Source organism: Aeromonas sp. 604282 (assembly GCF_049170575.1).
Lineage (GTDB): Bacteria > Pseudomonadota > Gammaproteobacteria > Enterobacterales > Aeromonadaceae > Aeromonas > Aeromonas veronii_A.
This window is the reverse complement of record NZ_JAAKMV010000011.1, coordinates 130,049-149,731: the sequence shown is the minus strand read 5'-3', so window position 1 is coordinate 149,731 and position 19,683 is coordinate 130,049. Positions and strand designations below refer to the sequence as shown.

Annotated in this window: 24 protein-coding genes; 7 read left to right on the top strand and 17 right to left on the bottom strand. The window is 58.5% G+C overall.

Annotated elements, in window-relative coordinates:
* Position 1 precedes the first annotated feature (1 nt).
* The 7 genes from rplV to rpsJ are packed head-to-tail and all read right to left on the bottom strand — an operon-like array spanning position 2 to position 3,383.
* Positions 2-346, bottom strand: coding sequence for a 50S ribosomal protein L22 (rplV, locus tag G5367_RS14190; RefSeq protein ID WP_005319741.1), 345 nt, complete (start codon positions 344-346; stop codon positions 2-4).
* A gap of 10 nt (positions 347-356) precedes the next feature.
* Complete coding sequence (gene rpsS, locus G5367_RS14185; protein WP_005307960.1) at positions 357-635, bottom strand: 30S ribosomal protein S19; 279 nt, start codon at positions 633-635, stop codon at positions 357-359.
* A gap of 22 nt (positions 636-657) precedes the next feature.
* A complete protein-coding gene (gene rplB / locus G5367_RS14180) occupies positions 658-1,479 on the bottom strand; it encodes a 50S ribosomal protein L2 (protein ID WP_005340614.1) in 822 nt (273 codons plus the stop codon).
* Between the two features lie 15 nt (positions 1,480-1,494).
* Complete coding sequence (gene rplW, locus G5367_RS14175) at positions 1,495-1,797, bottom strand: 50S ribosomal protein L23 (RefSeq protein ID WP_005307955.1); 303 nt, start codon at positions 1,795-1,797, stop codon at positions 1,495-1,497.
* A complete protein-coding gene (rplD, locus tag G5367_RS14170) occupies positions 1,794-2,399 on the bottom strand; it encodes a 50S ribosomal protein L4 (RefSeq protein WP_005340616.1) in 606 nt (201 codons plus the stop codon). Before rplD ends, rplW begins: the two co-directional genes overlap by 4 nt.
* A 17-nt stretch (positions 2,400-2,416) precedes the next feature.
* Positions 2,417-3,049: a 50S ribosomal protein L3 gene (gene rplC / locus G5367_RS14165; protein WP_005340620.1), complete on the bottom strand. Its 633-nt coding sequence runs from the start codon at positions 3,047-3,049 to the stop codon at positions 2,417-2,419.
* Positions 3,050-3,071: 22 nt separating this feature from the next.
* On the bottom strand, positions 3,072-3,383 hold the full coding sequence (gene rpsJ, locus G5367_RS14160) for a 30S ribosomal protein S10 (protein WP_005307944.1): 312 nt from the start codon (positions 3,381-3,383) through the stop codon (positions 3,072-3,074).
* A 356-nt stretch (positions 3,384-3,739) separates the two neighbouring features.
* On the opposite strand from rpsJ, the gene G5367_RS14155 reads away from it, so the two are divergent.
* A complete protein-coding gene (locus G5367_RS14155) occupies positions 3,740-4,654 on the top strand; it encodes a DMT family transporter (protein WP_199415583.1) in 915 nt (304 codons plus the stop codon).
* Positions 4,655-4,691: 37 nt separating this feature from the next.
* Here G5367_RS14155 and envZ read toward each other — a convergent pair whose 3' ends face one another.
* Both envZ and ompR read right to left on the bottom strand, forming a co-directional pair.
* On the bottom strand, positions 4,692-6,002 hold the full coding sequence (gene envZ, locus G5367_RS14150) for a two-component system sensor histidine kinase EnvZ (RefSeq protein WP_199415582.1): 1,311 nt from the start codon (positions 6,000-6,002) through the stop codon (positions 4,692-4,694).
* The gene (gene ompR, locus G5367_RS14145; RefSeq protein ID WP_005340625.1) at positions 5,999-6,721 is read right to left on the bottom strand and encodes a two-component system response regulator OmpR; all 723 of its coding nucleotides are present in this window, start codon (positions 6,719-6,721) and stop codon (positions 5,999-6,001) included. Before ompR ends, envZ begins: the two co-directional genes overlap by 4 nt.
* A gap of 247 nt (positions 6,722-6,968) precedes the next feature.
* Here ompR and greB point away from each other — a divergent pair, with 247 nt between their 5' ends.
* Together greB and G5367_RS14135 are read left to right on the top strand one after the other, a co-directional pair.
* Positions 6,969-7,442, top strand: a complete 474-nt coding sequence (gene greB, locus G5367_RS14140) for a transcription elongation factor GreB (protein ID WP_421244487.1) — start codon at positions 6,969-6,971, stop codon at positions 7,440-7,442.
* 203 nt (positions 7,443-7,645) lie between these two features.
* Positions 7,646-9,955 carry a Tex family protein gene (locus G5367_RS14135; protein WP_421244486.1) on the top strand — a complete coding sequence of 770 codons (2,310 nt, stop codon included), beginning with the start codon at positions 7,646-7,648 and terminating at the stop codon, positions 9,953-9,955.
* A gap of 70 nt (positions 9,956-10,025) precedes the next feature.
* Here G5367_RS14135 and G5367_RS14130 read toward each other — a convergent pair whose 3' ends face one another.
* From G5367_RS14130 to bioH, 4 genes are all read right to left on the bottom strand, one after another.
* Complete coding sequence (locus G5367_RS14130; RefSeq protein WP_005340630.1) at positions 10,026-10,304, bottom strand: hypothetical protein; 279 nt, start codon at positions 10,302-10,304, stop codon at positions 10,026-10,028.
* A gap of 85 nt (positions 10,305-10,389) precedes the next feature.
* Complete coding sequence (locus G5367_RS14125) at positions 10,390-11,157, bottom strand: putative metalloprotease CJM1_0395 family protein (RefSeq protein WP_058056364.1); 768 nt, start codon at positions 11,155-11,157, stop codon at positions 10,390-10,392.
* 1 nt (position 11,158) lies between these two features.
* Positions 11,159-11,392, bottom strand: coding sequence for a flagellar basal body rod C-terminal domain-containing protein (locus G5367_RS14120; RefSeq protein WP_005340632.1), 234 nt, complete (start codon positions 11,390-11,392; stop codon positions 11,159-11,161).
* A gap of 71 nt (positions 11,393-11,463) precedes the next feature.
* Positions 11,464-12,228 (bottom strand): pimeloyl-ACP methyl ester esterase BioH, encoded by a 765-nt coding sequence (gene bioH, locus G5367_RS14115; protein ID WP_421213406.1) that lies wholly within the window; start codon positions 12,226-12,228, stop codon positions 11,464-11,466.
* 38 nt (positions 12,229-12,266) lie between these two features.
* On the opposite strand from bioH, the gene G5367_RS14110 reads away from it, so the two are divergent.
* The gene (locus tag G5367_RS14110; RefSeq protein WP_421213408.1) at positions 12,267-12,995 is read left to right on the top strand and encodes a ComF family protein; all 729 of its coding nucleotides are present in this window, start codon (positions 12,267-12,269) and stop codon (positions 12,993-12,995) included.
* 80 nt (positions 12,996-13,075) lie between these two features.
* On the top strand, positions 13,076-13,654 hold the full coding sequence (nfuA, locus tag G5367_RS14105; RefSeq protein WP_005340636.1) for a Fe-S biogenesis protein NfuA: 579 nt from the start codon (positions 13,076-13,078) through the stop codon (positions 13,652-13,654).
* A gap of 69 nt (positions 13,655-13,723) precedes the next feature.
* Here the strand turns inward: nfuA and gpsA are convergent, their stop codons facing one another.
* The 3 genes from gpsA to G5367_RS14090 are packed head-to-tail and all read right to left on the bottom strand — an operon-like array spanning position 13,724 to position 15,683.
* Entirely contained in the window at positions 13,724-14,728 is a 1,005-nt protein-coding gene (gene gpsA, locus G5367_RS14100) for an NAD(P)H-dependent glycerol-3-phosphate dehydrogenase (RefSeq protein WP_019445045.1), read from the bottom strand.
* Positions 14,729-14,730: 2 nt separating this feature from the next.
* A complete protein-coding gene (secB, locus tag G5367_RS14095) occupies positions 14,731-15,201 on the bottom strand; it encodes a protein-export chaperone SecB (RefSeq protein ID WP_005340639.1) in 471 nt (156 codons plus the stop codon).
* Between the two features lie 50 nt (positions 15,202-15,251).
* Positions 15,252-15,683, bottom strand: a complete 432-nt coding sequence (locus G5367_RS14090) for a rhodanese-like domain-containing protein (RefSeq protein ID WP_005340640.1) — start codon at positions 15,681-15,683, stop codon at positions 15,252-15,254.
* Between the two features lie 246 nt (positions 15,684-15,929).
* On the opposite strand from G5367_RS14090, the gene gpmM reads away from it, so the two are divergent.
* Positions 15,930-17,459: a 2,3-bisphosphoglycerate-independent phosphoglycerate mutase gene (gene gpmM / locus G5367_RS14085; RefSeq protein WP_421244485.1), complete on the top strand. Its 1,530-nt coding sequence runs from the start codon at positions 15,930-15,932 to the stop codon at positions 17,457-17,459.
* Positions 17,460-17,468: 9 nt separating this feature from the next.
* A complete protein-coding gene (gene envC / locus G5367_RS14080; RefSeq protein WP_421244484.1) occupies positions 17,469-18,821 on the top strand; it encodes a murein hydrolase activator EnvC in 1,353 nt (450 codons plus the stop codon).
* A gap of 133 nt (positions 18,822-18,954) precedes the next feature.
* Here envC and G5367_RS14075 read toward each other — a convergent pair whose 3' ends face one another.
* A complete protein-coding gene (locus G5367_RS14075; RefSeq protein WP_005340643.1) occupies positions 18,955-19,605 on the bottom strand; it encodes a Qnr family pentapeptide repeat protein in 651 nt (216 codons plus the stop codon).
* Between the last annotated feature and the right edge of the window lie 78 nt (positions 19,606-19,683).

Below are 19,683 nucleotides of genomic sequence, written 5' to 3'. Positions count from 1 at the left end.
CTTATCTCCCAGCCTTAGCGTCGGATACCACTACAGTGATGTGAGCGGTACGCTTGAGGATACGATCCGCACGACCTTTGGCACGCGGACGGATGCGCTTCATGGAGGGACCTTCGTCGACCATGATAGTAGCAACACGCAGCGCGTCGATATCGGCGCCTTCGTTGTGCTCAGCGTTTGCAATGGCAGATTCCAGCACTTTCTTAACCAGCACTGCAGCCTTTTTCGGGCTGAAGGTCAGGATATTCAGAGCCTTGTCTACGGACAGACCACGTACTTGATCGGCTACCAGACGAGCTTTCTGGGCAGAAGTACGGGCATAACGGTGTTTAGCGATAGCTTCCATCATTTATCCCTTAGCGCTTCTTAGCCTTCTTATCAGCAGCATGGCCGCGATAAGTACGAGTCGGTGCGAATTCACCCAGTTTGTGACCGATCATTTCTTCGGTAACGAAAACCGGAACGTGCTGACGACCATTATGGACAGCGATGGTCAAACCGATCATGTTCGGGATGATCATTGAACGACGGGACCAGGTTTTAACCGGCTTTTTATCCCCGCTTTCCACCGCTTTCTCTACCTTCTTCAGCAAGTGCAGGTCAATAAATGGACCCTTCTTGAGAGAACGTGGCATGGTGATTCCTCTATGTTAACAATTACTTGTTACGACGACGTACGATGTACTTGTCGGTACGCTTGTTCTTACGGGTCTTGAAGCCTTTAGCCTTCTGGCCCCATGGGGACACAGGCTGCATGCCCTTGTTACGACCCTCACCACCACCGTGCGGGTGGTCAACCGGGTTCATCGCCATACCGCGAACGGTCGGACGAATACCACGCCAGCGGTTTGCACCGGCTTTACCCAGTTGACGCAACATGTGCTCGGAGTTACCGACTTCACCGATGGTAGCGCGGCACTCGGCCAGAACTTTACGTACTTCGCCGGAACGCAGACGCAGAGTTACATAGTTACCTTCACGAGCCAGGATCTGGATGAAAGTACCAGCGGAACGAGCCAGCTGGGCACCTTTACCAGGCTTCATCTCTACAGCGTGAACGGTAGAACCAACCGGGATGTTGCGCATCGGCAGGGCGTTACCTACCTTGATGGCTGCATCAGCACCAGAAGCGATCGCGTCACCAGCTTTCAGGCCTTTCGGAGCCAGGATGTAACGACGCTCACCGTCTGCATACAACACCAGAGCGATGTTAGCGGTACGGTTCGGATCGTATTCCAGGCGCTCTACTTTAGCCGGGATACCGTCTTTGTCGCGCTTGAAGTCGACGATACGGTAGTGCTGCTTGTGACCACCACCGATATGACGGGTAGTGATGCGGCCGTTGTTGTTACGACCACCGGACTTGCTTTTGCTGTCCAGCAGAGCGGCGAAGGGCTTGCCCTTGTACAGCTCTTGATTGACGATCTTGACGACGTGGCGGCGGCCCGGAGAAGTAGGCTTGCACTTAACGATTGCCATTTTTGAGAACTCCTCTTACTCGGCTGCGCCCATGAAGTCGATGTCCTGACCAGCTTTCAGGGTCACATAAGCCTTTTTCCAATCGGAACGACGGCCTACGCGTGCACCTGCGCGCTTGGTCTTACCCTTCATGTTCAGGGTACGGACGGTCTCAACTTCGACCTCGAACAGTTTCGCAACTGCAGCTTTGACTTCCGCCTTGGTAGCATCAACAGCAACTTTGAACACGATAGTGTTCTGCTTTTCTGCAACCATGGTGCTCTTTTCAGAGATGTGCGGAGCCTTCAGAACTTTCAGCAGACGCTCTTCACGGATCATGCCAGCATCTCCTCGATTTGCTTAACTGCGTCAGCAGTCATCAGAACCTTGTCGAAAGCGATCAGGCTGACCGGGTCGATACCGGCAACGTCACGCACGTCAACTTTGTACAGGTTGCGAGCAGCCAGGAACAGGTTCTCATCGACTTCAGCAGTCACGATCAGAACGTCAGTCAGTTCCATTTCTTTCAGCTTGGCGATCAGTTCTTTGGTCTTCGGAGCTTCGATGCCGAACTTCTCAACAACGATCAGGCGCTCTTGACGTACCAGCTCGGACAGAATGCTACGGATAGCGCCGCGGTACATCTTCTTGTTTACTTTCTGGCTGTGATCTTGCGGCTTAGCAGCAAAAGTCACACCACCGGAACGCCAGATGGGCGAACGGATGGAGCCAGCACGGGCACGACCAGTACCCTTCTGACGCCACGGCTTTTTGCCGCCACCAGACACTTCAGAGCGAGTCAGCTGCGCACGAGTACCCTGACGGGCACCAGCGGCATATGCAACGACGACCTGGTGAACCAGAGCTTCGTTGAATTCGCGCCCGAAGGTAGTCTCGGAAACTTCAAGAGCGCTCTTGGCGTCTTTCATTACCAATTCCATTACTATCTCCTCAGACGTTACGCTTTGACGGCAGGTTTGACGATCACGTTGCCGTTGGTTGCACCCGGTACTGCACCTTTGATGAGCAGCAGGTTGCGTTCAGCGTCAACACGAACCAGTTCCAGGTTCTGAGTCGTTACACGCTCAGCACCCATGTGACCAGCCATCTTTTTGCCCTTGAATACACGACCCGGAGTCTGGTTCTGACCGATAGAACCCGGAACGCGGTGAGACAAGGAGTTACCGTGGGTCATATCCTGGGTGCGGAAGTTGTGGCGCTTAACAGTACCAGCAAAGCCCTTACCTTTGGATGTGCCGGTAACGTCTACCAGCTTAACGTCAGCGAGAAGATCTACTTTCAGCTCGCTACCAACAGTGAAAGTTTCACCGTTGTTCAGGCGGAATTCCCACAGACCGCGACCGGCTTCTACACCAGCTTTGGCGAAGTGGCCAGCTTCCGGCTTGGTCACACGGCTGGCTTTTTTGGCGCCAGTGGTAACCTGAATAGCGTTGTAGCCGTCGGTTTCTACAGATTTGACCTGAGTTACACGGTTAGCTTCAACTTCGATAACAGTCACCGGGATAGAAACGCCATCTTCAGTGAAGATGCGAGTCATACCCACTTTGCGACCTACAAGACCGATTGTCATTGTTATCAACCTCTTTCCGTAATTAACCCAGGCTGATCTGGACGTCTACACCAGCTGCCAGATCCAGACGCATCAGGGCGTCTACGGTCTTGTCAGTCGGCTCAACGATGTCTACCAGACGCTTGTGAGTGCGGATCTCGTACTGATCACGCGCATCTTTGTTGACGTGCGGGGAGATCAGGACGGTGAAGCGCTCTTTGCGAGTCGGCAGCGGAATAGGACCGCGAACCTGCGCGCCAGTGCGCTTTGCAGTTTCAACGATTTCCGCAGTGGATTGATCAATCAGGCGATGATCAAAAGCCTTCAGGCGGATACGGATTCTTTGGTTCTGCATTGACAGAGCTCCAATAGATAAAAGAACATAAATCAACACCGCCCGACCGAGATTTCTCCCGCCAGAGGTGCGATTTTTCACGTTTCCTCCCATATCGGGAGGACTGTATGGCTGGTCTCTGCAAGCAGTAAACTCAGCAACAGACATATCGTCTGGCTTACCTCATGGGTAAGCGGAGGGGATTATACGGATTTTTCAAATTTGCGCAAGGGAGAGCGAACAGATTATGCGCAGTTTTATGTAACAGATGGATCTCGCCTGCGGCAACGCACTCTGCTACCAACACCCAGGTAACGACAATGTTACAAGCAGACTGGTAGACTGTGCGCTTGCCTCCGTCAGTGGAACGACATCCCATGCTCAAAGATCAAAAGAAAGCCTATCAGTATGGCCTTTGCGCCGTTGCCCTCTGGTCGACGGTCGCCACAGCCTTCAAGATCTCCCTCGCCTATTTCGAACCCGTGCAACTGTTGCTTGTGGCCGCCTTCACCTCAACTCTCACGCTGACAGCCGTCGTCGCCAAACAGGGCAAACTGCCGCTGCTGGGGAGCTACATCAAGGCCCGCCCTTTCTACTACTTGACTCTGGGTGTGCTGAACCCCTTTCTCTATTACCTGTTGCTGTTCAAGGCCTATGACCTGCTGCCTGCCCAGCAGGCACAGACCCTCAACTACACCTGGGCCATTACCCTCAGTCTGCTGGCCGTCCCCTTCCTCGGCCAGAAGCTGCGTCGGCGTGATGGCGTCGCCATCGTGCTGGGGTATTTTGGCGCACTGGTGATCGCCACCAGAGGGGATGTATTCGGCCTCCAGTTCGACAGTTCCCTCGGCGTGACGCTGGCGCTGGTCTCGACCCTCATCTGGGCAAGCTACTGGATCCTCAACACCCGCAATCAGGGGGATCCCATTGTCAGCCTGTTGCTCGGCTTTATGATCAGCCTGCCTTTTATCGTCGTTGCAACCTGGTTGCTCTCCGATTTTGCCATGACCGCCTGGCAGGGATGGGCTGGAGCCATCTATGTGGGACTGTTCGAAATGGGCTTCGGTTTCGTGCTCTGGCTGATGGCGCTGCGCCATGCCACCAACACGGCCCCCATCAGCAACCTCATCTTTATCTCGCCGTTTGCCTCACTGGTGCTGCTCTACCTGTTGATCGGCGAAGCCATCCATCCGGCCACCCCCATCGGGTTGGCGCTCATCGTTGCCGCCCTGCTGATCCAGCAGCTCAAGTACGGCAAACGCTATCGTGCATCAGCCGAGACAAAGAGCTGACCATGCAGAAGGGCGTATCCACGGATACGCACTTCTCTCAATCCATCCACTCCTGTGGCTGATGTTTTGGCAGCCGCATCTCGACCAGCAAGCCGCCGAGCTCCGAGCTCCCCAACCGGATAGTACCGTGGTGCTGGGCGACAATTTTGGCCACAATTGCCAACCCCAAGCCACTGCCACCGACAGTGCGGGCGATATTCCCCTGAGTAAATGGCTTCAGTACCCGGGAGTAGTCCTGCTCGGGGATGCCGGGGCCATCATCGGAGAGGCGCAGGCGCACCCAGTGCCCATCGTCCTTCAATTCGGCATGCAACCTGCTCGCCCCATAGCGTAGCGAGTTGCTTGAGAGGTTGTTCAGCACCCGTCGGATGCTGACCGGATTGCAGGCCACCCTCACTGCCTCTTGTGGCAGCGCCAGATCGACTTCCAACCCCTGCTCCGAGTAGATCAGCAAGGTATCATGCACCAACTGGGTCAGATCGACAGGTACCGGAGCCTGCCCCTCATCCGGACGGATGTAGTCGATGAACTGATCGATGATGGCATTGGACTCATCAATGTCTGAGTTGATGCTCTCCTTGAGATATTCGTCACCGGAGGACATCATCTCGGTAGCCAGCCGGATGCGGGTCAGCGGAGTGCGCAGGTCGTGGGAAACCCCCGCCATCATCAGGTTACGCTCCTCGATCAGGCTCTTGATGGAGTGGGACATATGGTTGAAGGTGCGAGTCAGACGGCGTACCTCCCGTGACCCCTGCTCCCCCAGTGCCTCCGGGAAATGCCCTCTGGCCACTGCAACCGCGCCAGCCTCGAGATCCTCGAGCGGGCGCACCAGCTGGCGGGCAAAGCGCCAGGCCGCAAACAGGGTGATCACCAACAGTACACTTAGATAGATGATGAGGGGTTCAATATCGTCATCTTCAATCTCGGTCAGCGGGATCCGTACCCAGATTTTGCTGGCCTGCGGTGGCTGGATCCAGATGATGTAGTGATCCTGGATCTCGACCCGCACCTTGGCCGGACCGCCCAGTTCACGGCTGATGTTCTCCTCCAGATAGGGGTACGGCTTGGCATCGTTGAAGCCATGCTGCACCGCCTCGCTCTGGGTGTAGATGTCGGTACCGGTCGTCACATAGACCAGTGCCTCGGCATCTTCACTCAACGCCAGTTGCTCGGTATTGACCGGAAAGATCAGCTTGACCTGATTGGCCAGCAAGTGACTGATCTGCTTGACGGTCGGCGCCAGTAGATAGTTGTAGAAGGTGACGTAGGAGACCGCTTGATAGACCACCAGGACGGCGGCCAGAAACCAGAGCATGCGGGAAAACATGCTGCCGACCTTTTTCATGCACCGTCACCATCTGGCACAAAGACATACCCCAGACCCCAGACGGTCTGCAGATAGCGAGGTTGGGCCGGGTCCTGCTCCAGCAGGCGGCGCAGGCGAGAGACCTGTACGTCGATACTGCGCTCGGTGGCGGTATATTCGCGGCCACGTGCCAGATTCATCAACTTGTCGCGGGAAAGCGGCTCGCGCGGATGGCTGACCAACACCTTGAGCACCGCAAATTCACCGCTGGTGAGCGCCATCGGCTCGCCATCCCGGCTCAACTCGCGGGTCGCCAGATTGAGCTGGAAGGCCCCGAAGTTGACGACTTTCTCTGCGGCAGAGGGGGCTCCGGGCAACTCGACGGTATGACGGCGCAGCACGGCACGGATCCGCGCCAGCAACTCACGGGGATTGAACGGCTTGGGCAGATAGTCATCGGCACCCATTTCGAGTCCGACGATGCGATCCACTTCATCCCCCTTGGCGGTGAGCATCAGCACCGGGATCTGGTTGCCCGCTTCCCGCAGACGACGGCAGATAGAGAGCCCATCCTCCCCCGGCAACATCAGATCGAGCACCATCAGGCTGAAGTTTTCACGAGTCAGCAGGCGATCGGCCTGTTCACCATTGGCCACGCCGCGCACCACGAATCCCTGCTCGGTGAGATAGCGTTCCAACAGGGAACGTAATTTCAGGTCATCGTCCACGACCAGGACCTTGTATTGCTGCTGACTCATTGCTTTGCCTCTTATTCTTTCGCTGCCCCCAATACTAGGGGGGGATATCACGGGAGCAAAGCATAAATATGTTACCGGTTATTACCCATTTCTATAGCGTGATGGCAATCAAGTCACTGACCTCGCCACCCCCCTCTCGAGGGAGCCAGCCAGACCGGTACGATTTATCTCGACAGCAAAGGGACAAAAGCTAATATTCCCGAGCAGTTAGCGATGATTACCCCTCTTTGACCAGGTCCGCATCACCATGAAGACAAAGCTGATCACCCGCGAAGGCTACAACAAGCTGAAAGAAGAGCTCGATTTCCTCTGGCGTCAGGAGCGCCCCGAGGTCACCAGGAAGGTGGCATGGGCCGCCAGCCTGGGGGATCGCAGTGAAAATGCCGACTACCAGTACAACAAGAAGCGGTTGCGGGAGATTGACCGGCGGGTACGCTACCTGCGCAAATGCCTCGAAGAGCTGGGGATCGTCGACTATGCCCCCGCGCAGGAGGGCAAGGTCTTCTTCGGCGCCTGGGTCGAGGTGGAAAACGAAGAGGGCGAGACCAAACGCTTTCGCATCGTCGGCTATGACGAGATCTTCGAGCGCAAGGATTACATCTCCATCGACTCCCCCATGGCCCGCGCCCTGCTCAAGAAAGAGGTTGGGGATGAAGCCATCGTCTGTACGCCAGTTGGTGACGTCTGCTGGTATATCAACGAGATCAGCTATTCCAAATAATGGGACTGCTGGCGGGCTGCTTGCCACAGCCACATCCTGAGCAGCAAGTGCCAAGGCAAGATAAGTGCCTCCCCCCAGCAGCACCATCAATCTGCATGGCGGTGGCCTCGGCGCAGGGTGGCATCCCGCTACACGACCCCATATAGTGCTCACACTTGGCGCCTGATGGCGCGGACTCGACTACAGAGGCCCTCAACAACATCATGATGCAAACCATAGAGAGACAGATTGCCGGTGAGCTTAATGCTCGCCCGGAGCAGGTGCAGGCCGCCGTTCGCCTGCTGGATGAAGGCTCGACCGTGCCTTTTATCGCCCGTTACCGTAAAGAGGTGACCGGCGGTCTGGACGACAGCCAGCTACGTACTCTGGAAAGCCGCCTCGGCTATCTGCGTGAACTGGAAGATCGCCGTCAGGTGATCATTCGCTCCATCGAAGAGCAGGGCAAGCTGACCCCCGAGCTGATGCGCGAATTGCATGGCGCCGACAGCAAGACCCGACTGGAAGATCTCTACCTCCCCTACAAGCCCAAACGCCGCACCAAGGGGCAGATGGCGATCGAAGCCGGGTTGGAGCCGCTGGCCAACCTGCTGCTCAGCGACCCGATGCAGGATCCCGAGCAAGCGGCGGCCGCCTTCCTCAATCCCGAACAGGGCATTGCCGACAGCAAAGCGGCTCTCGATGGCGCCCGCTATATCCTGATGGAGCGCTTCGCCGAGCAGGCCGACCTGCTGGAGAAGCTGCGGGACTACCTGTGGCAAAATGCCACCCTGCGCGCCCGCGTGGTGGCAGGCAAGGAGCAGGAGGGGGCCAAGTTCAAGGACTATTTCGAACACGACGAACCACTGCACAAGGCCCCCTCCCACCGGGTGCTGGCCATGCTGCGCGGCCGCAATGAAGGGATCCTCAATCTGGCGCTGGTCACCGGTGACGATGAGAGTGCCAGCCCCTGCGAAGGGATCATTGCCCACCACCTCAAGCTCAATCTGCAGAACCGCCCGGCCGACAAATGGCTGCAAGGGGTGGTGAGCTGGACCTGGAAGATCAAGTTGTCGCTTCAGATGGAGACAGAGCTGATCGGCCGCATCCGCGAGTCGGCAGAGGAGGAGGCGATCAAGGTGTTCGCCATGAACCTCAAGGATCTGCTGATGGCGGCCCCGGCGGGCATGCGCTGCACCATGGGGCTGGATCCGGGCATCCGCACCGGGGTCAAGGTTGCCGTGGTGGATGCCACCGGCAAACTGGTCGATCACGCCACCATCTATCCGTTCGAACCAAAACGCCAGATTGATCAGAGCCTCAAGACCCTGAGCGAGCTGTGCCAGAAACACAAGGTCGAGCTCATCAGCATCGGAAACGGCACCGCCTCGCGGGAAACCGACCGGCTGGTCAGCGATCTGTTCGAGCGCTACCCCGCCGCCAAGGCGCAGAAGATAGTAGTCAGCGAAGCGGGGGCCTCGGTCTACTCCGCCTCCGAACTCGCCTCCCAGGAGTTCCCGGATCTCGACGTCTCGATCCGTGGCGCCGTCTCCATCGCCCGCCGCCTGCAAGACCCGCTGGCCGAACTGGTCAAAATCGACCCCAAGAGTATCGGGGTCGGCCAGTATCAGCACGACGTCGGCCAGAGCCAGCTGGCCCGCCGGCTGGATGCCGTGGTTGAGGATTGCGTAAACGCGGTCGGGGTCGATGTGAACACCGCCTCGGTCGCCCTGCTCAACCGGGTTTCCGGCCTCTCCCAGACGTTGGCCCAGAACATCGTTGCCTACCGGGATGAGCACGGCGCATTCAAGAGCCGTCAGCAGTTGCTGAAAGTGAGCCGACTCGGCCCCAAAGCCTTCGAACAGTGCGCCGGCTTCCTGCGCATTCGCGGCAGCAGCAATCCCCTCGACAGCTCGGCGGTGCACCCGGAGTCCTATCCGGTGGTGGAGCGGATCCTCGCCAAGCTGGAGCAGACCGTGGAGAGCCTGCTCGGCAACAGCAGCCTGCTGCGCAGCCTGAAACCGGCCGACTATACCGATGAGCAATTCGGCGTACCTACCGTCACCGACATCATCGGCGAGCTGGACAAGCCGGGCCGCGACCCGCGCCCCGAGTTCAAAACCGCGACCTTCAAGGAAGGTGTGGAGCAAATCAGCGACCTGGTGCCAGAGATGGTACTGGAAGGGGTGGTCACCAACGTCACCAACTTCGGCGCCTTCGTCGATATCGGTGTTCATCAGGACGGTCTGGTGCACATCTCCTCCCTGACCGACCGTTTCGTCAAGGATCCCCGTGAGGTGGTCAAGGCTGGCGACATTGTGCGGGTCAAGGTGCTGGAAGTGGACGCCCCGCGCAAGCGGATCAGCCTGACCATGCGCCTCGACGAAAAGGCCGGGCAACCCGCCCGCAAACCAGCTGAAGCACGCAACAGCAGTGCTGGCAAGGCTAAGCCAAGAAATGAGCCGCGCCAAAACCCCCCTATGGGTGGTGCCATGGGCAACGCCTTCGCGGCAGCGCTCTCCAAAGCGAAAAAGTAACGACACCGTCCGGAACGCCTCTGAATGCAAAAAGCCCCGCTAGGGGCTTTTTTACACGCGAAGCTCAGGATCACTGCGCCAGGGCAGCAAGAATGCTCTCGGGCTCTCCATGCTGGGCCAGCACCTCCCGCAGTCGGTTGAATGCCTTGCAGGCCTCTTGCGGATACTTGCCGTAAGAGACGACGCCGGTGTGGCTCCAGCCAGCCGCCAGCATCACTTTCTTCTTGAAACTGGTTCCTTCAGTTCCCCCTCCTCCGAGCTGCATCAGAAATTGCTCCATCTGCAGGTGGGGGGGCGGTACACGGGAGAAGGTGGTGAAATCTTCCGCTTTGACTTCATCGAAATGCATGACAGCTCCTGTGAAATTGGAATAGGCCTGATCTTCAGGTTAGTTGCAAAACAGGCAAAGCAGCTGAAAGTTTGGTGAGGGGGATTCAGATATGCAGACTGAGGGACTGGGTCGAGGCCGGGCTGACAGCCTGTTGATAGTGGCCCGCGATGACGCTGTTGCGCTTGTCCATATAGGCACTCAGCACGCCGCCCGATTTTGCGCTCTGCTCGGCCATCAGCTCTTTGCGCGCCTTGGCTTCACTGGCGGCGGCGCTGCGCGCGACGGCCAAATCCTGCGCAGAAGGCTCGGCAGGCGCCAGCGCTGCAGAGCGGATCTGCTGCATCTTGGCGATGGTGGCGGCAGGGTCACCGGGTACGACACTGGTATCGATCTGGACTTCGCCACCCGTCGCATAACGCTTGCCATCCGGCCCTTGCGTAAACTGATAGGTGGGCGAGCTGGCGTACTCTCCACCCGCAGACTGGTGCGCCTGCTCGTGAGTGCGCACCTCCTTGTCACGCTCGACAAGATCCTGAACCTGCTGCTCTTGCCGCTGTTGCTGCTCCTGCTGTTTGGGATCTTGCTGCTTGCGCTGCCCATCCTCACCGGTGGCCTCGACAAAGCGATTATCTGGCAGTGTCGTCGGCGCTAATTGCCCGGTTTCACGGCTGTTCTGGGAGCTCTGATTGCTGGAGGCCTGACCGGCTTTGGATTTCTCTTTCTGGGAGCCGACTTCAGATTCGGCAACGGAGGCTTGGCCCGCTCGAGCCTGCGGGATCAGTTCTGCCCGGCGATTATCCGTCCTCGCCGCTTCCACCTGGGGTTGCAGCTGTGTCGGGATAAGAGGGGGCAGACTGACATTGATGTTCATCTCACACCCGGATGTCGATCAGGGTTCCCATCATATCGCTGGCAGTCTGCACTACCTTGGCGGAAGCGCCAGCCTGCTGCTCGGCCACCTTGAGATTGACGAGCTCATCGGTCACTTGCACCTGATCCCCGCTGGGGGTGTTGAGGCGGGCGATCTGATTGGATGCCTTGTCGGCAATCTGCTCGGCTCGCTGAAATCCCTGTACCCCGCTGTTGAAAGCAGAATCAATACGCATGGTGTTACTCCTCTGGTCACAGCTTAATTATCCGCCAGACCAGAGGATTAATGAAGCTTGCCGGCTGTTTTTTAGCCAACAAAATCTCGAACGATTTCAATGAATTCGTCAGGATGGGAGATAAAAGGTGCGTGTGAGGCCTTATTGAGGGTCACACTGCGGCTGACAGGGTAGAGATCGTCCAGCAGGGGAATGGCCGCCTTGGGCACCAATGAATCCAGTCGGCCATAGATCCGCAACCAGGGCAGATCCAGCTCCCGCAGCGGTTCGCGCAGGTCAATCTCGGCCAACAGCGTCAGCCCGGCCTCGAGTGCGGCAAACTGGGGCGCCGGGCGCTCGGCCAGCCAATGGCGCAACTGACGGATATCATCCCGGGCATGTTCGCTGCCCATTGCCTGGATCGCCAGAAAGCGCTCTATGGTCTGGCGAAAATCCCCCGCCAGCATCTGGTTGAAGCCGGTCAGTACCTTGGGGGCGATCCCCGGCCACTCATCACGGGCCATGAAGCAGGGGGAGCTGGCCACGGTGATCAGGGAGTGCAACCGATCGGGATACGTCAGCGCCAACTGGCTTGCCACCAGACCGCCGAGCGACCAGCCAAGCAGATGGCACTTCTGTGGCAAGATGGCGGCCACCTGCTCGGCAAGCCAGGTCAGGCTGTAATCCACCTGGTCTGCCAGCGGGCTGTTGCCAAAACCGGGCAAATCCACCAGATGAACCCTGTAGTGGAGCGCCAATTGCTGGGCAATGCCATGCCAGACCGCGCCGTTCATCCCCCAACCGTGCAACAGCACCAGATCGGGCCCCTGGCCAAACTGCTCTACCGATATGCTCATCTAGACTCAAGATCCCTGTTCATGCTCTTGGGGTCAGCATGTTAAAGCGACTGCTCGCTAAAGCAAGCCCGCTGCTCGGCAGCCATGCCGACTGGCAGGGGAGCTGCATCCTCTGTCATCAGCCTTGTGACAACGAGCCCCTGCTCTGCAGCTGGTGCCGGCAGGCGCTGCACCAGTCACAGCCGAGATGCCGCCTCTGCGCCGCACCGCTGGCTGACTATATAGAAAAGAGCATACCGGTCTGTGGTCGCTGCCAGCGCAGACCTCCCCCCTGGGAGCGGTTGCAGGTGATCGGCGACTACCAAATCCCCTACCCCATGCTGATCCCCCGGCTTAAATATTCCGGCCAGATCCTGCTGGCGCCGCTACTGGCACGCCTCTTGGCCGATCATCTCGATAGCCGCGAGCCGCCGGAGGCGATCATTCCGGTTCCCCTGCACTGGTGGCGGCTGTGGCGGCGCGGGTTCAATCAGGCGGAGGAGATCGCGCAAGCCCTTGGCGAGTTCACCGACATTCCCTGCGACAACACCCTGTTGCAGCGCATCAAGGCGACCCCGCAACAAACAACCCTGAGCGCCGGGCAGCGGCGGCGCAATCTGCGCGGGGCATTCCGGATCCGCCCCCACCACTATCGCCATGTCGCCCTGCTCGATGACGTCGTGACCACAGGCGCCACCGCTGGTCAGCTCAGCCGTTTGCTCCATGAGAGCGGCATCACAAAGGTGGAAGTGTGGGCGATCTGTCGTACCCTGCGGCACAGCAAGTAGCCATCGGCATGCTACCCAAGCATTAATAACCGCGTTATCATGAATACCCTAGTCGTACACTCAGGTTTATGAGGATAGTGATGATCAGCATTTCCGACGCCGCCCAGGCCCATTTCCGTAAACTGCTGGAAAAACAGCCTGATGGCACCAATATCCGGGTGTTTGTGGTCAATCCGGGAACCCAGAATGCCGAGTGTGGCGTATCTTATTGCCCACCCGATGCCGTGGACCCGGAAGATCAACACCTGCCCTTCAGCGGCTTCGACTGCATGGTCGATCCCCTGAGCGCCCCCTTCCTGGTGGATGCCACCATCGACTTCGTGACCGATCAGATGGGCTCCCAGCTCACCCTGAAAGCACCGAACGCCAAGATGCGTAAAGTGGCCGACGACGCGCCGCTAATCGAGCGCATCGAGTACGTGTTGATGTCCGAAGTGAACCCCATGCTGGCCGGTCACGGTGGCAAGGTAACCTTGGTCGAGCTGACTGAAGACAAACTGGCCATCCTGCAGTTTGGCGGTGGTTGCAACGGTTGCTCCATGGTCGATTACACCCTGAAAGAGGGGATCGAGAAGCAGCTGCTGGAGAAGTTCCCGGGTGAGCTCAACGGTGTGAAAGACGCCACCGAGCACCAGCGCGGCGACCACTCTTACTACTGATCTGCAGCCCTTGCAGCAAAGAAAAGGCCCCGCCATCTGGCGGGGCCTTTTGCATGGGCAATCGGCAGATTACTCGTCCTTCTTGTCTCGCGACAGCAGGGCGATGGCCGCCTCTTTCGGGTTCTTACCCTCGTAGAGCACCTTGAAGATCTGCTCGCAGATGGGCATCTCGACGCCGCAGCGGGCCGCCAGCAGATGCACCTCTTTGGTGTTGCGATACCCCTCCACCACCTGACCGATCTCGGTCATGGCGGTGTTCACATCCTTGCCAGCCCCGAGGGCCAGCCCGAAGCGACGGTTGCGCGACTGGTTGTCGGTACATGTGAGCACCAGATCCCCGAGCCCCGCCATCCCCATAAAGGTTTTGGCATCGGCACCCAGCGCCGCACCCAGACGCTGCATCTCCACCAGACCCCGGGTGATGAGCGCGGTTCTGGCATTGGCGCCAAACCCGAGCCCGTCGGAGAGACCGGCACCGATGGCGATGACGTTCTTCACCGCCCCACCCAGCTGTAGACCGACGAAGTCCGGATTGGTATAGACCCGGAACGAGCGGCCACAGTGCAGCAGGTGGGAGAGATCGTCGGCGAACTCGTCGTGAGTCGAGGCGACCGAGATGGCGGTCGGCAAACCGGCAGCCAGCTCCTTGGCGAAGGTGGGGCCGGAGATGACCGCCAGCGGCATCTCGTCACCCAGCACTTCACGAGCCACATCCTGCAGCAGACGGCCACTGTCCGGCTCCAGACCCTTGGTGGCCCAGGCGATACGGGTATCGGGGCGCAAGAAGGGCTTGATCCGGGTCAGCACATCGCCAAATACATGGCTCGGCACGACCAGCAGCAGCACGGGGGCAGCCTGTACCGCACGTTGCAGATCCGCAGTTAGCTGCAGATCGGCAGGAAAAGGAACATCAGGCAGAAAAGCCTTGTTGCAGCGGTCTTGTTCCAGCTCGGCGACATGAGCAGGGTCGTGACCCCACAGCAGGGTCGGATGACCGTTGCGCGCCAGAGAAATGGCAAGGGCGGAGCCATAAGACCCCGCCCCCAAGACCGAGATAGCGATCTGGTCAGCCATTATCAGGCTTCCGCAGTCGCCTGCTGGGCCTGTGCTTGCGCCATGTGCTGGGCAAACAGGGCATCGAAGTTGACCGGTGCCAGGTTCAGCTGCGGGAAGGAACCCTTGCTCACCATGTTGGCCACGGCTTCGCGGGCATATGGGAACAGGATGTTCGGGCAGAAGGCAGCCAGGCAGTGAGCCAGTTGCGGCTCCGGCAGGTTACCGATGGTGAAGATACCGGCTTGCTGTACTTCGCACAGGAAGGCAGTTTCGGTTTCCAGTTTGCAAGTCACGGTCAGGGTCAGGACAACCTCGTAGACGTTCTCAGCCAGGATGTTGGTCTTGGTATCCATATCCAGCTTGACGTCCGGCTGCCACTCTTTCTGGAAGATGTGCGGGGTGTTCGGCGCTTCGAAAGAGACATCCTTGGTGTAAACACGCTGGATGTGAAATTCCGGTTGTACTTCCTGGTTGTTGATCTCGTCAGCCATTTCGTTTGATTCCTTGTTATATGGATAAGTGGGCTCAGGCCCTGCTTAAATCAGCGTTTCTTGGTTACCGGCAGATTTTCTGCACGCCATTGGGCCATGCCACCGCCGAGCACATAAACCTGCTTGAAGCCAGCTTTGCTCAGCTGACGGCCCGCGCCGCCCGCAGTCATTCCCGACTCGCACACCACTATGATGGGGGCATCTTTATGCTTTTCAACCGGGCCCAGATTATTGCTCTGGATCTGGGTCAGCGGCAGGTGCTGGGCTCCGGCCAGATGACCCTTGGCGTACTCTTCCTGACTGCGAATATCCACCACGGTGGCATTCTCGCGGTTGATCAGCAGGGTCGCGGTGTGATTGTTGACGGTTTTTACCGGGGACAAACGGGCACGCACAGTGGTGTAAACCAGGGTGCCAGCCAGACCCAACCAGGCTGCGGTCAGCAGCGGGTTACGGGCCGCAAAATCCAAATACTCTTGCATCTTCTACTATCCAGGGACCAAGACAAGGGCCCGAGTATACATGGGGGTATTGATAAGATCAGCCATCTTGGCGGCAAAGCGCGAGCAGGCTCCCATCCTCATTGGGCATCAATCATGGCAGGAAGGGCGTGGCTTGCGGGGCCGCGGGAGCGCCCCTTGGCTATCAGGTGACTATTTCGGCAGATGTAGTAATATTACGCTAGTTTCATTTCCCGCATTTTTTCCAATCCGAGAGGACATAGTCTTATGTCAACAGCTAAGAAACCTTTGGTTCTGGTCATCATGGACGGTTGGGGCTACAGCACCAAGCAAGAGCACAACGCCGTCGCTACCGCCAAGACTCCCAACCTCGATCGTCTCGCCCGTGACTACACCAGCACCCTGATCTCCGGCTCCGGTCTGGACGTCGGTCTGCCGGATGGCCAGATGGGTAACTCCGAAGTGGGTCACGTCAACATCGGTGCCGGTCGCATCGTCTATCAGGAGCTGACCCGCATCTCCAAAGACATCCAGGACGGTGAATTCTTCCAGAACGTCGAGCTGGCCAAGGCTGTTGACACTGCCGTCACCAACGGCAAAGCCGTTCACATCATGGGCCTGATGTCCCCGGGTGGCGTACACAGCCACGAAGAGCACATCATGGGCATGATCGAAATGGCAGCCAAGCGTGGCGCCGAGAAGATCTACCTGCACGCCTTCCTGGATGGCCGCGACGTTCCGCCGCGCTCCGCCCAGTCCTCCATCGAGCTGTTCGATGCCCTGTTCGCCAAGCTGGGCAAGGGTCGTTTCGCCTCCATGATCGGCCGTTACTTCGCCATGGACCGTGACAACCGCTGGGATCGCGTGCAGCAAGCCTATGACCTGATGACCCAGGGCAAGGGCGAGTTCACCGCCGAGAGCGCCACCGAAGCACTGGCTGCCGCCTATGCCCGCGACGAGAACGACGAGTTCGTCAAAGCCACTCGCATCGGCGAAGCGGCACCGATGGAAGATGGCGATGCGCTGATTTTCATGAACTTCCGTGCCGACCGTGCCCGTGAAATCACCCGCGCCTTCGTTGACACCGACTTCACCGGCTTCGCCCGTGCCGTTGAGCCGAAGCTGAACTTCGTGATGCTGACCGAATACGCGGCCGACATCAAAACTGCCTGTGCCTACCCGCCGACCGCTCTGGTCAACACCCTGGGTGAGTGGCTGGCCAAGCAGGGCAAGACCCAGCTGCGCATCTCCGAAACCGAGAAGTACGCTCACGTCACCTTCTTCTTCAACGGTGGCGAAGAGGCCTGCTTCACTGGCGAAGATCGCGAAATCGTCGCCAGCCCGAAAGTGGCTACCTATGACCTGCAGCCGGAGATGAGCTCCGAAGAGCTGACCGACAAGCTGGTTGCGGCCATCAAGAGCGGCAAGTACGACGTCATCATCTGTAACTACCCGAATGGCGACATGGTTGGCCACACCGGTGTGTTCGATGCCGCCGTCAAAGCCTGTGAAGCCGTTGACCACTGCATCGGCCGTGTGACCGACGCCCTAGCCGAAGTGGGTGGCGAGTGCCTGATCACTGCCGACCACGGCAACGCCGAGAAGATGCTGGACGAAGAGACTGGTCAGGCCCACACCGCCCACACCAATCTGCCGGTTCCGCTCATCTATTTCGGTCGCAAAGCCGAGGTAGTTGAAGGTGGCAAACTGTCCGATCTGGCCCCCACCATGCTGACCCTGATGGGTCTGCCGGTGCCGCCGGAAATGACTGGCAAGCCCCTGATGATTCTGAAATAATCCTTCCCCATGCGGGGATGCGAAGTTATTTCACAGAAAACCAGTCGCGTCGGCCTGTTGGCCGGCGCGCTGTTTTTTTGCCTGTTGTTTGGCGCCAGCAAATCGGCTTTGGCCGCCAATCAGCAGCTGGGCACCATGCAGTCCCAGATCAAAGAGCAACAGAAGACCATCAAGCTCAGCAAGCAGGAGCTTGCCAAGCTCAATACCCAGCTCAAGGCTGACGAGCAGGCCATCTCGGCCGCCGCCGCCAAACTCAACCAGACCAAGCAGCAGTTGAAGCAGAACCAGCAGAAGCTGGCGACCCTGCAAAAAGACAAGCTGGCGCTGGAAGTTCAAGCCAAACATCAAAAGCAGTTGCTGGCCAAGCAGGCGGAAAGCGCCTTTCAGGCGGGCAACCACGACTACCTCAAACTGCTGCTCAATCAGCAGGATCCGGTCAAACTGAGCCGCTCGCTCGACTACTACGACTACCTCAACAAGGCCCGCATCGAGGCCATCGACGCCCTGCGCGCCACCCGTGACAAGCTGGCGAAAAACCAGCAAGCAACCAAAGAGACCGAAACCAGACTGCAGACCCTGCTTGCCGAACAGCAGGAGCATCACCAGGCCCTGCTGGCCAGCCAGCAGAGCCGGGCCAAGGTGCGCAACCAGTTGCAGCAGTCGGTACAGGATGACGAGCAGAAGCTCTCCAAGCTGGTCAAGGCGGAGAAGGCGCTGAAAGCGCGGCTGGAGGAGCTGCGCCGCCAGCGGGAAGAGCAGGAGCGCCGCGAACGGGCCGAACGGGAACGGCTGGCCAAGCTGAAAGCGGAACAGGAACGTCAGCGCAAGCTGGCCGAGCAGCGCCGCGCCGAGCAACAACGACTTGCCGCCCAGCAGAACAAAACCGTCAAACCGGCAGAACCGGTCGAAGAGATGTCCAGTACCAAACCGGAGCGAGGCTCTGGGATTGGGACCGCAGGTTACTACAGCGGGCTCAAGACCAATGGCAGCCTGCGCTGGCCGGTACAGGGGCCGATCCTCATCGCCTACGGCTCGCCGCGCACCGCCCAGCTCAAGTGGAAAGGAACCCTGATCGGCGCCAGCGAAGGAACCCAGGTAAAGGCGGTCGCACCGGGACAAGTGGTTTACGCCGACTGGCTCGACGGCTTCGGTATGCTGCTGGTAATCGATCACGGTAAGGGCTACATGAGCCTCTACGGTCACAATCAGTCGCTGCTGCGTCAGGTTGGCCAGAATGTGGAACAGGGTGAACCAGTGGCACTGGTCGGTGACAGTGGTGGCCAGGACAGACCGGGCCTCTACTTCGAAATTCGCTATCAGGGCGAGGCCATCAACCCGACCAAATGGCTGGCCAAGGGTTGAGTCAACCCGGCCGACAAACGCATCACACGCTCACTAGCAAAAGCCTGCATCACGCAGGCTTTTGTCGTTTCAGGAGTACAGCAACCCGCTGTCACTCCCATTTGATGAAAAATTACCTATTTTTTTGCTCGACTCAGGGGAAGACAACCAGACCTATCTGCTCCAGCAATGTCTGCTGCTGATCCTCGTTGATCTGTACTCCCTGCAGATCGACCCGGCGCAGATCCAGCCCTGGCAGATCGCACTGGCGCAGATCGCAGCCCTGCAGCTTGAAGCTGGTCCAGTCAATCTGGCCAAACTCGGAGCCGCTGAGATCGGAACCCGCCAGCGAGGCACCAAACAGGTTGGCCCCCTGCCAACGGTTGCCGGTCAGCTCGCACTTCTCCAGCAGGCAGCCCTCGAAGCTGGCATAGCTGAAGTTGTTGCCGGTCAGATGGGCCTCGCAGAAGTAGCTTTTGGCGGTGATCTGGTTGGCGAAGCTGGCATGGCTGAAGTTAATACCGACCGCCTGACAGTCGCGCATCTCCAACCCCAGACACTGGCTGCGGCTGCAATCGGCCATGGTGAGATCGCAGCGTAGAAAGCTGGCCTCGCGCAGATCGCAACCCTGCAACAGGCAGCCCCGTTCGCTCTCCCGATCGTAGAAGCTGCAGTCGATGAAGCGGCTATCGCTCAGATCCAGCCAGGAGAAGTTGCAGCCGATAAAGCGGCACTCCGAGAACTGCTCCCCCTCCACATCCTGTTGCTCGAACCGGACATCCACAAACTGCTTGCCTCTGATCATCGGAAAACTCCTGCCAAAACGGCTTCATATGCTGACTTTATCCGCCAAAAACGGTAATGTTACATGTAACATCCACGC

What these genes read in the sequence shown, in the direction of transcription:
- rplV (WP_005319741.1), bottom strand. Translation starts at nt 346, where the DNA reads ATGGAAGCTATCGCTAAACACCGTTATGCCCGTACTTCTGCCCAGAAA.
- rpsS (WP_005307960.1), bottom strand. Translation starts at nt 635, where the DNA reads ATGCCACGTTCTCTCAAGAAGGGTCCATTTATTGACCTGCACTTGCTG.
- rplB (WP_005340614.1), bottom strand. Translation starts at nt 1,479, where the DNA reads ATGGCAATCGTTAAGTGCAAGCCTACTTCTCCGGGCCGCCGCCACGTC.
- rplW (WP_005307955.1), bottom strand. Translation starts at nt 1,797, where the DNA reads ATGATCCGTGAAGAGCGTCTGCTGAAAGTTCTGAAGGCTCCGCACATC.
- rplD (WP_005340616.1), bottom strand. Translation starts at nt 2,399, where the DNA reads ATGGAATTGGTAATGAAAGACGCCAAGAGCGCTCTTGAAGTTTCCGAG.
- rplC (WP_005340620.1), bottom strand. Translation starts at nt 3,049, where the DNA reads ATGACAATCGGTCTTGTAGGTCGCAAAGTGGGTATGACTCGCATCTTC.
- rpsJ (WP_005307944.1), bottom strand. Translation starts at nt 3,383, where the DNA reads ATGCAGAACCAAAGAATCCGTATCCGCCTGAAGGCTTTTGATCATCGC.
- G5367_RS14155 (WP_199415583.1), top strand. Translation starts at nt 3,740, where the DNA reads ATGCTCAAAGATCAAAAGAAAGCCTATCAGTATGGCCTTTGCGCCGTT.
- envZ (WP_199415582.1), bottom strand. Translation starts at nt 6,002, where the DNA reads ATGAAAAAGGTCGGCAGCATGTTTTCCCGCATGCTCTGGTTTCTGGCC.
- ompR (WP_005340625.1), bottom strand. Translation starts at nt 6,721, where the DNA reads ATGAGTCAGCAGCAATACAAGGTCCTGGTCGTGGACGATGACCTGAAA.
- greB (WP_421244487.1), top strand. Translation starts at nt 6,969, where the DNA reads ATGAAGACAAAGCTGATCACCCGCGAAGGCTACAACAAGCTGAAAGAA.
- G5367_RS14135 (WP_421244486.1), top strand. Translation starts at nt 7,646, where the DNA reads ATGATGCAAACCATAGAGAGACAGATTGCCGGTGAGCTTAATGCTCGC.
- G5367_RS14130 (WP_005340630.1), bottom strand. Translation starts at nt 10,304, where the DNA reads ATGCATTTCGATGAAGTCAAAGCGGAAGATTTCACCACCTTCTCCCGT.
- G5367_RS14125 (WP_058056364.1), bottom strand. Translation starts at nt 11,157, where the DNA reads ATGAACATCAATGTCAGTCTGCCCCCTCTTATCCCGACACAGCTGCAA.
- G5367_RS14120 (WP_005340632.1), bottom strand. Translation starts at nt 11,392, where the DNA reads ATGCGTATTGATTCTGCTTTCAACAGCGGGGTACAGGGATTTCAGCGA.
- bioH (WP_421213406.1), bottom strand. Translation starts at nt 12,228, where the DNA reads ATGAGCATATCGGTAGAGCAGTTTGGCCAGGGGCCCGATCTGGTGCTG.
- G5367_RS14110 (WP_421213408.1), top strand. Translation starts at nt 12,267, where the DNA reads ATGTTAAAGCGACTGCTCGCTAAAGCAAGCCCGCTGCTCGGCAGCCAT.
- nfuA (WP_005340636.1), top strand. Translation starts at nt 13,076, where the DNA reads ATGATCAGCATTTCCGACGCCGCCCAGGCCCATTTCCGTAAACTGCTG.
- gpsA (WP_019445045.1), bottom strand. Translation starts at nt 14,728, where the DNA reads ATGGCTGACCAGATCGCTATCTCGGTCTTGGGGGCGGGGTCTTATGGC.
- secB (WP_005340639.1), bottom strand. Translation starts at nt 15,201, where the DNA reads ATGGCTGACGAGATCAACAACCAGGAAGTACAACCGGAATTTCACATC.
- G5367_RS14090 (WP_005340640.1), bottom strand. Translation starts at nt 15,683, where the DNA reads ATGCAAGAGTATTTGGATTTTGCGGCCCGTAACCCGCTGCTGACCGCA.
- gpmM (WP_421244485.1), top strand. Translation starts at nt 15,930, where the DNA reads ATGTCAACAGCTAAGAAACCTTTGGTTCTGGTCATCATGGACGGTTGG.
- envC (WP_421244484.1), top strand. Translation starts at nt 17,469, where the DNA reads ATGCGGGGATGCGAAGTTATTTCACAGAAAACCAGTCGCGTCGGCCTG.
- G5367_RS14075 (WP_005340643.1), bottom strand. Translation starts at nt 19,605, where the DNA reads ATGATCAGAGGCAAGCAGTTTGTGGATGTCCGGTTCGAGCAACAGGAT.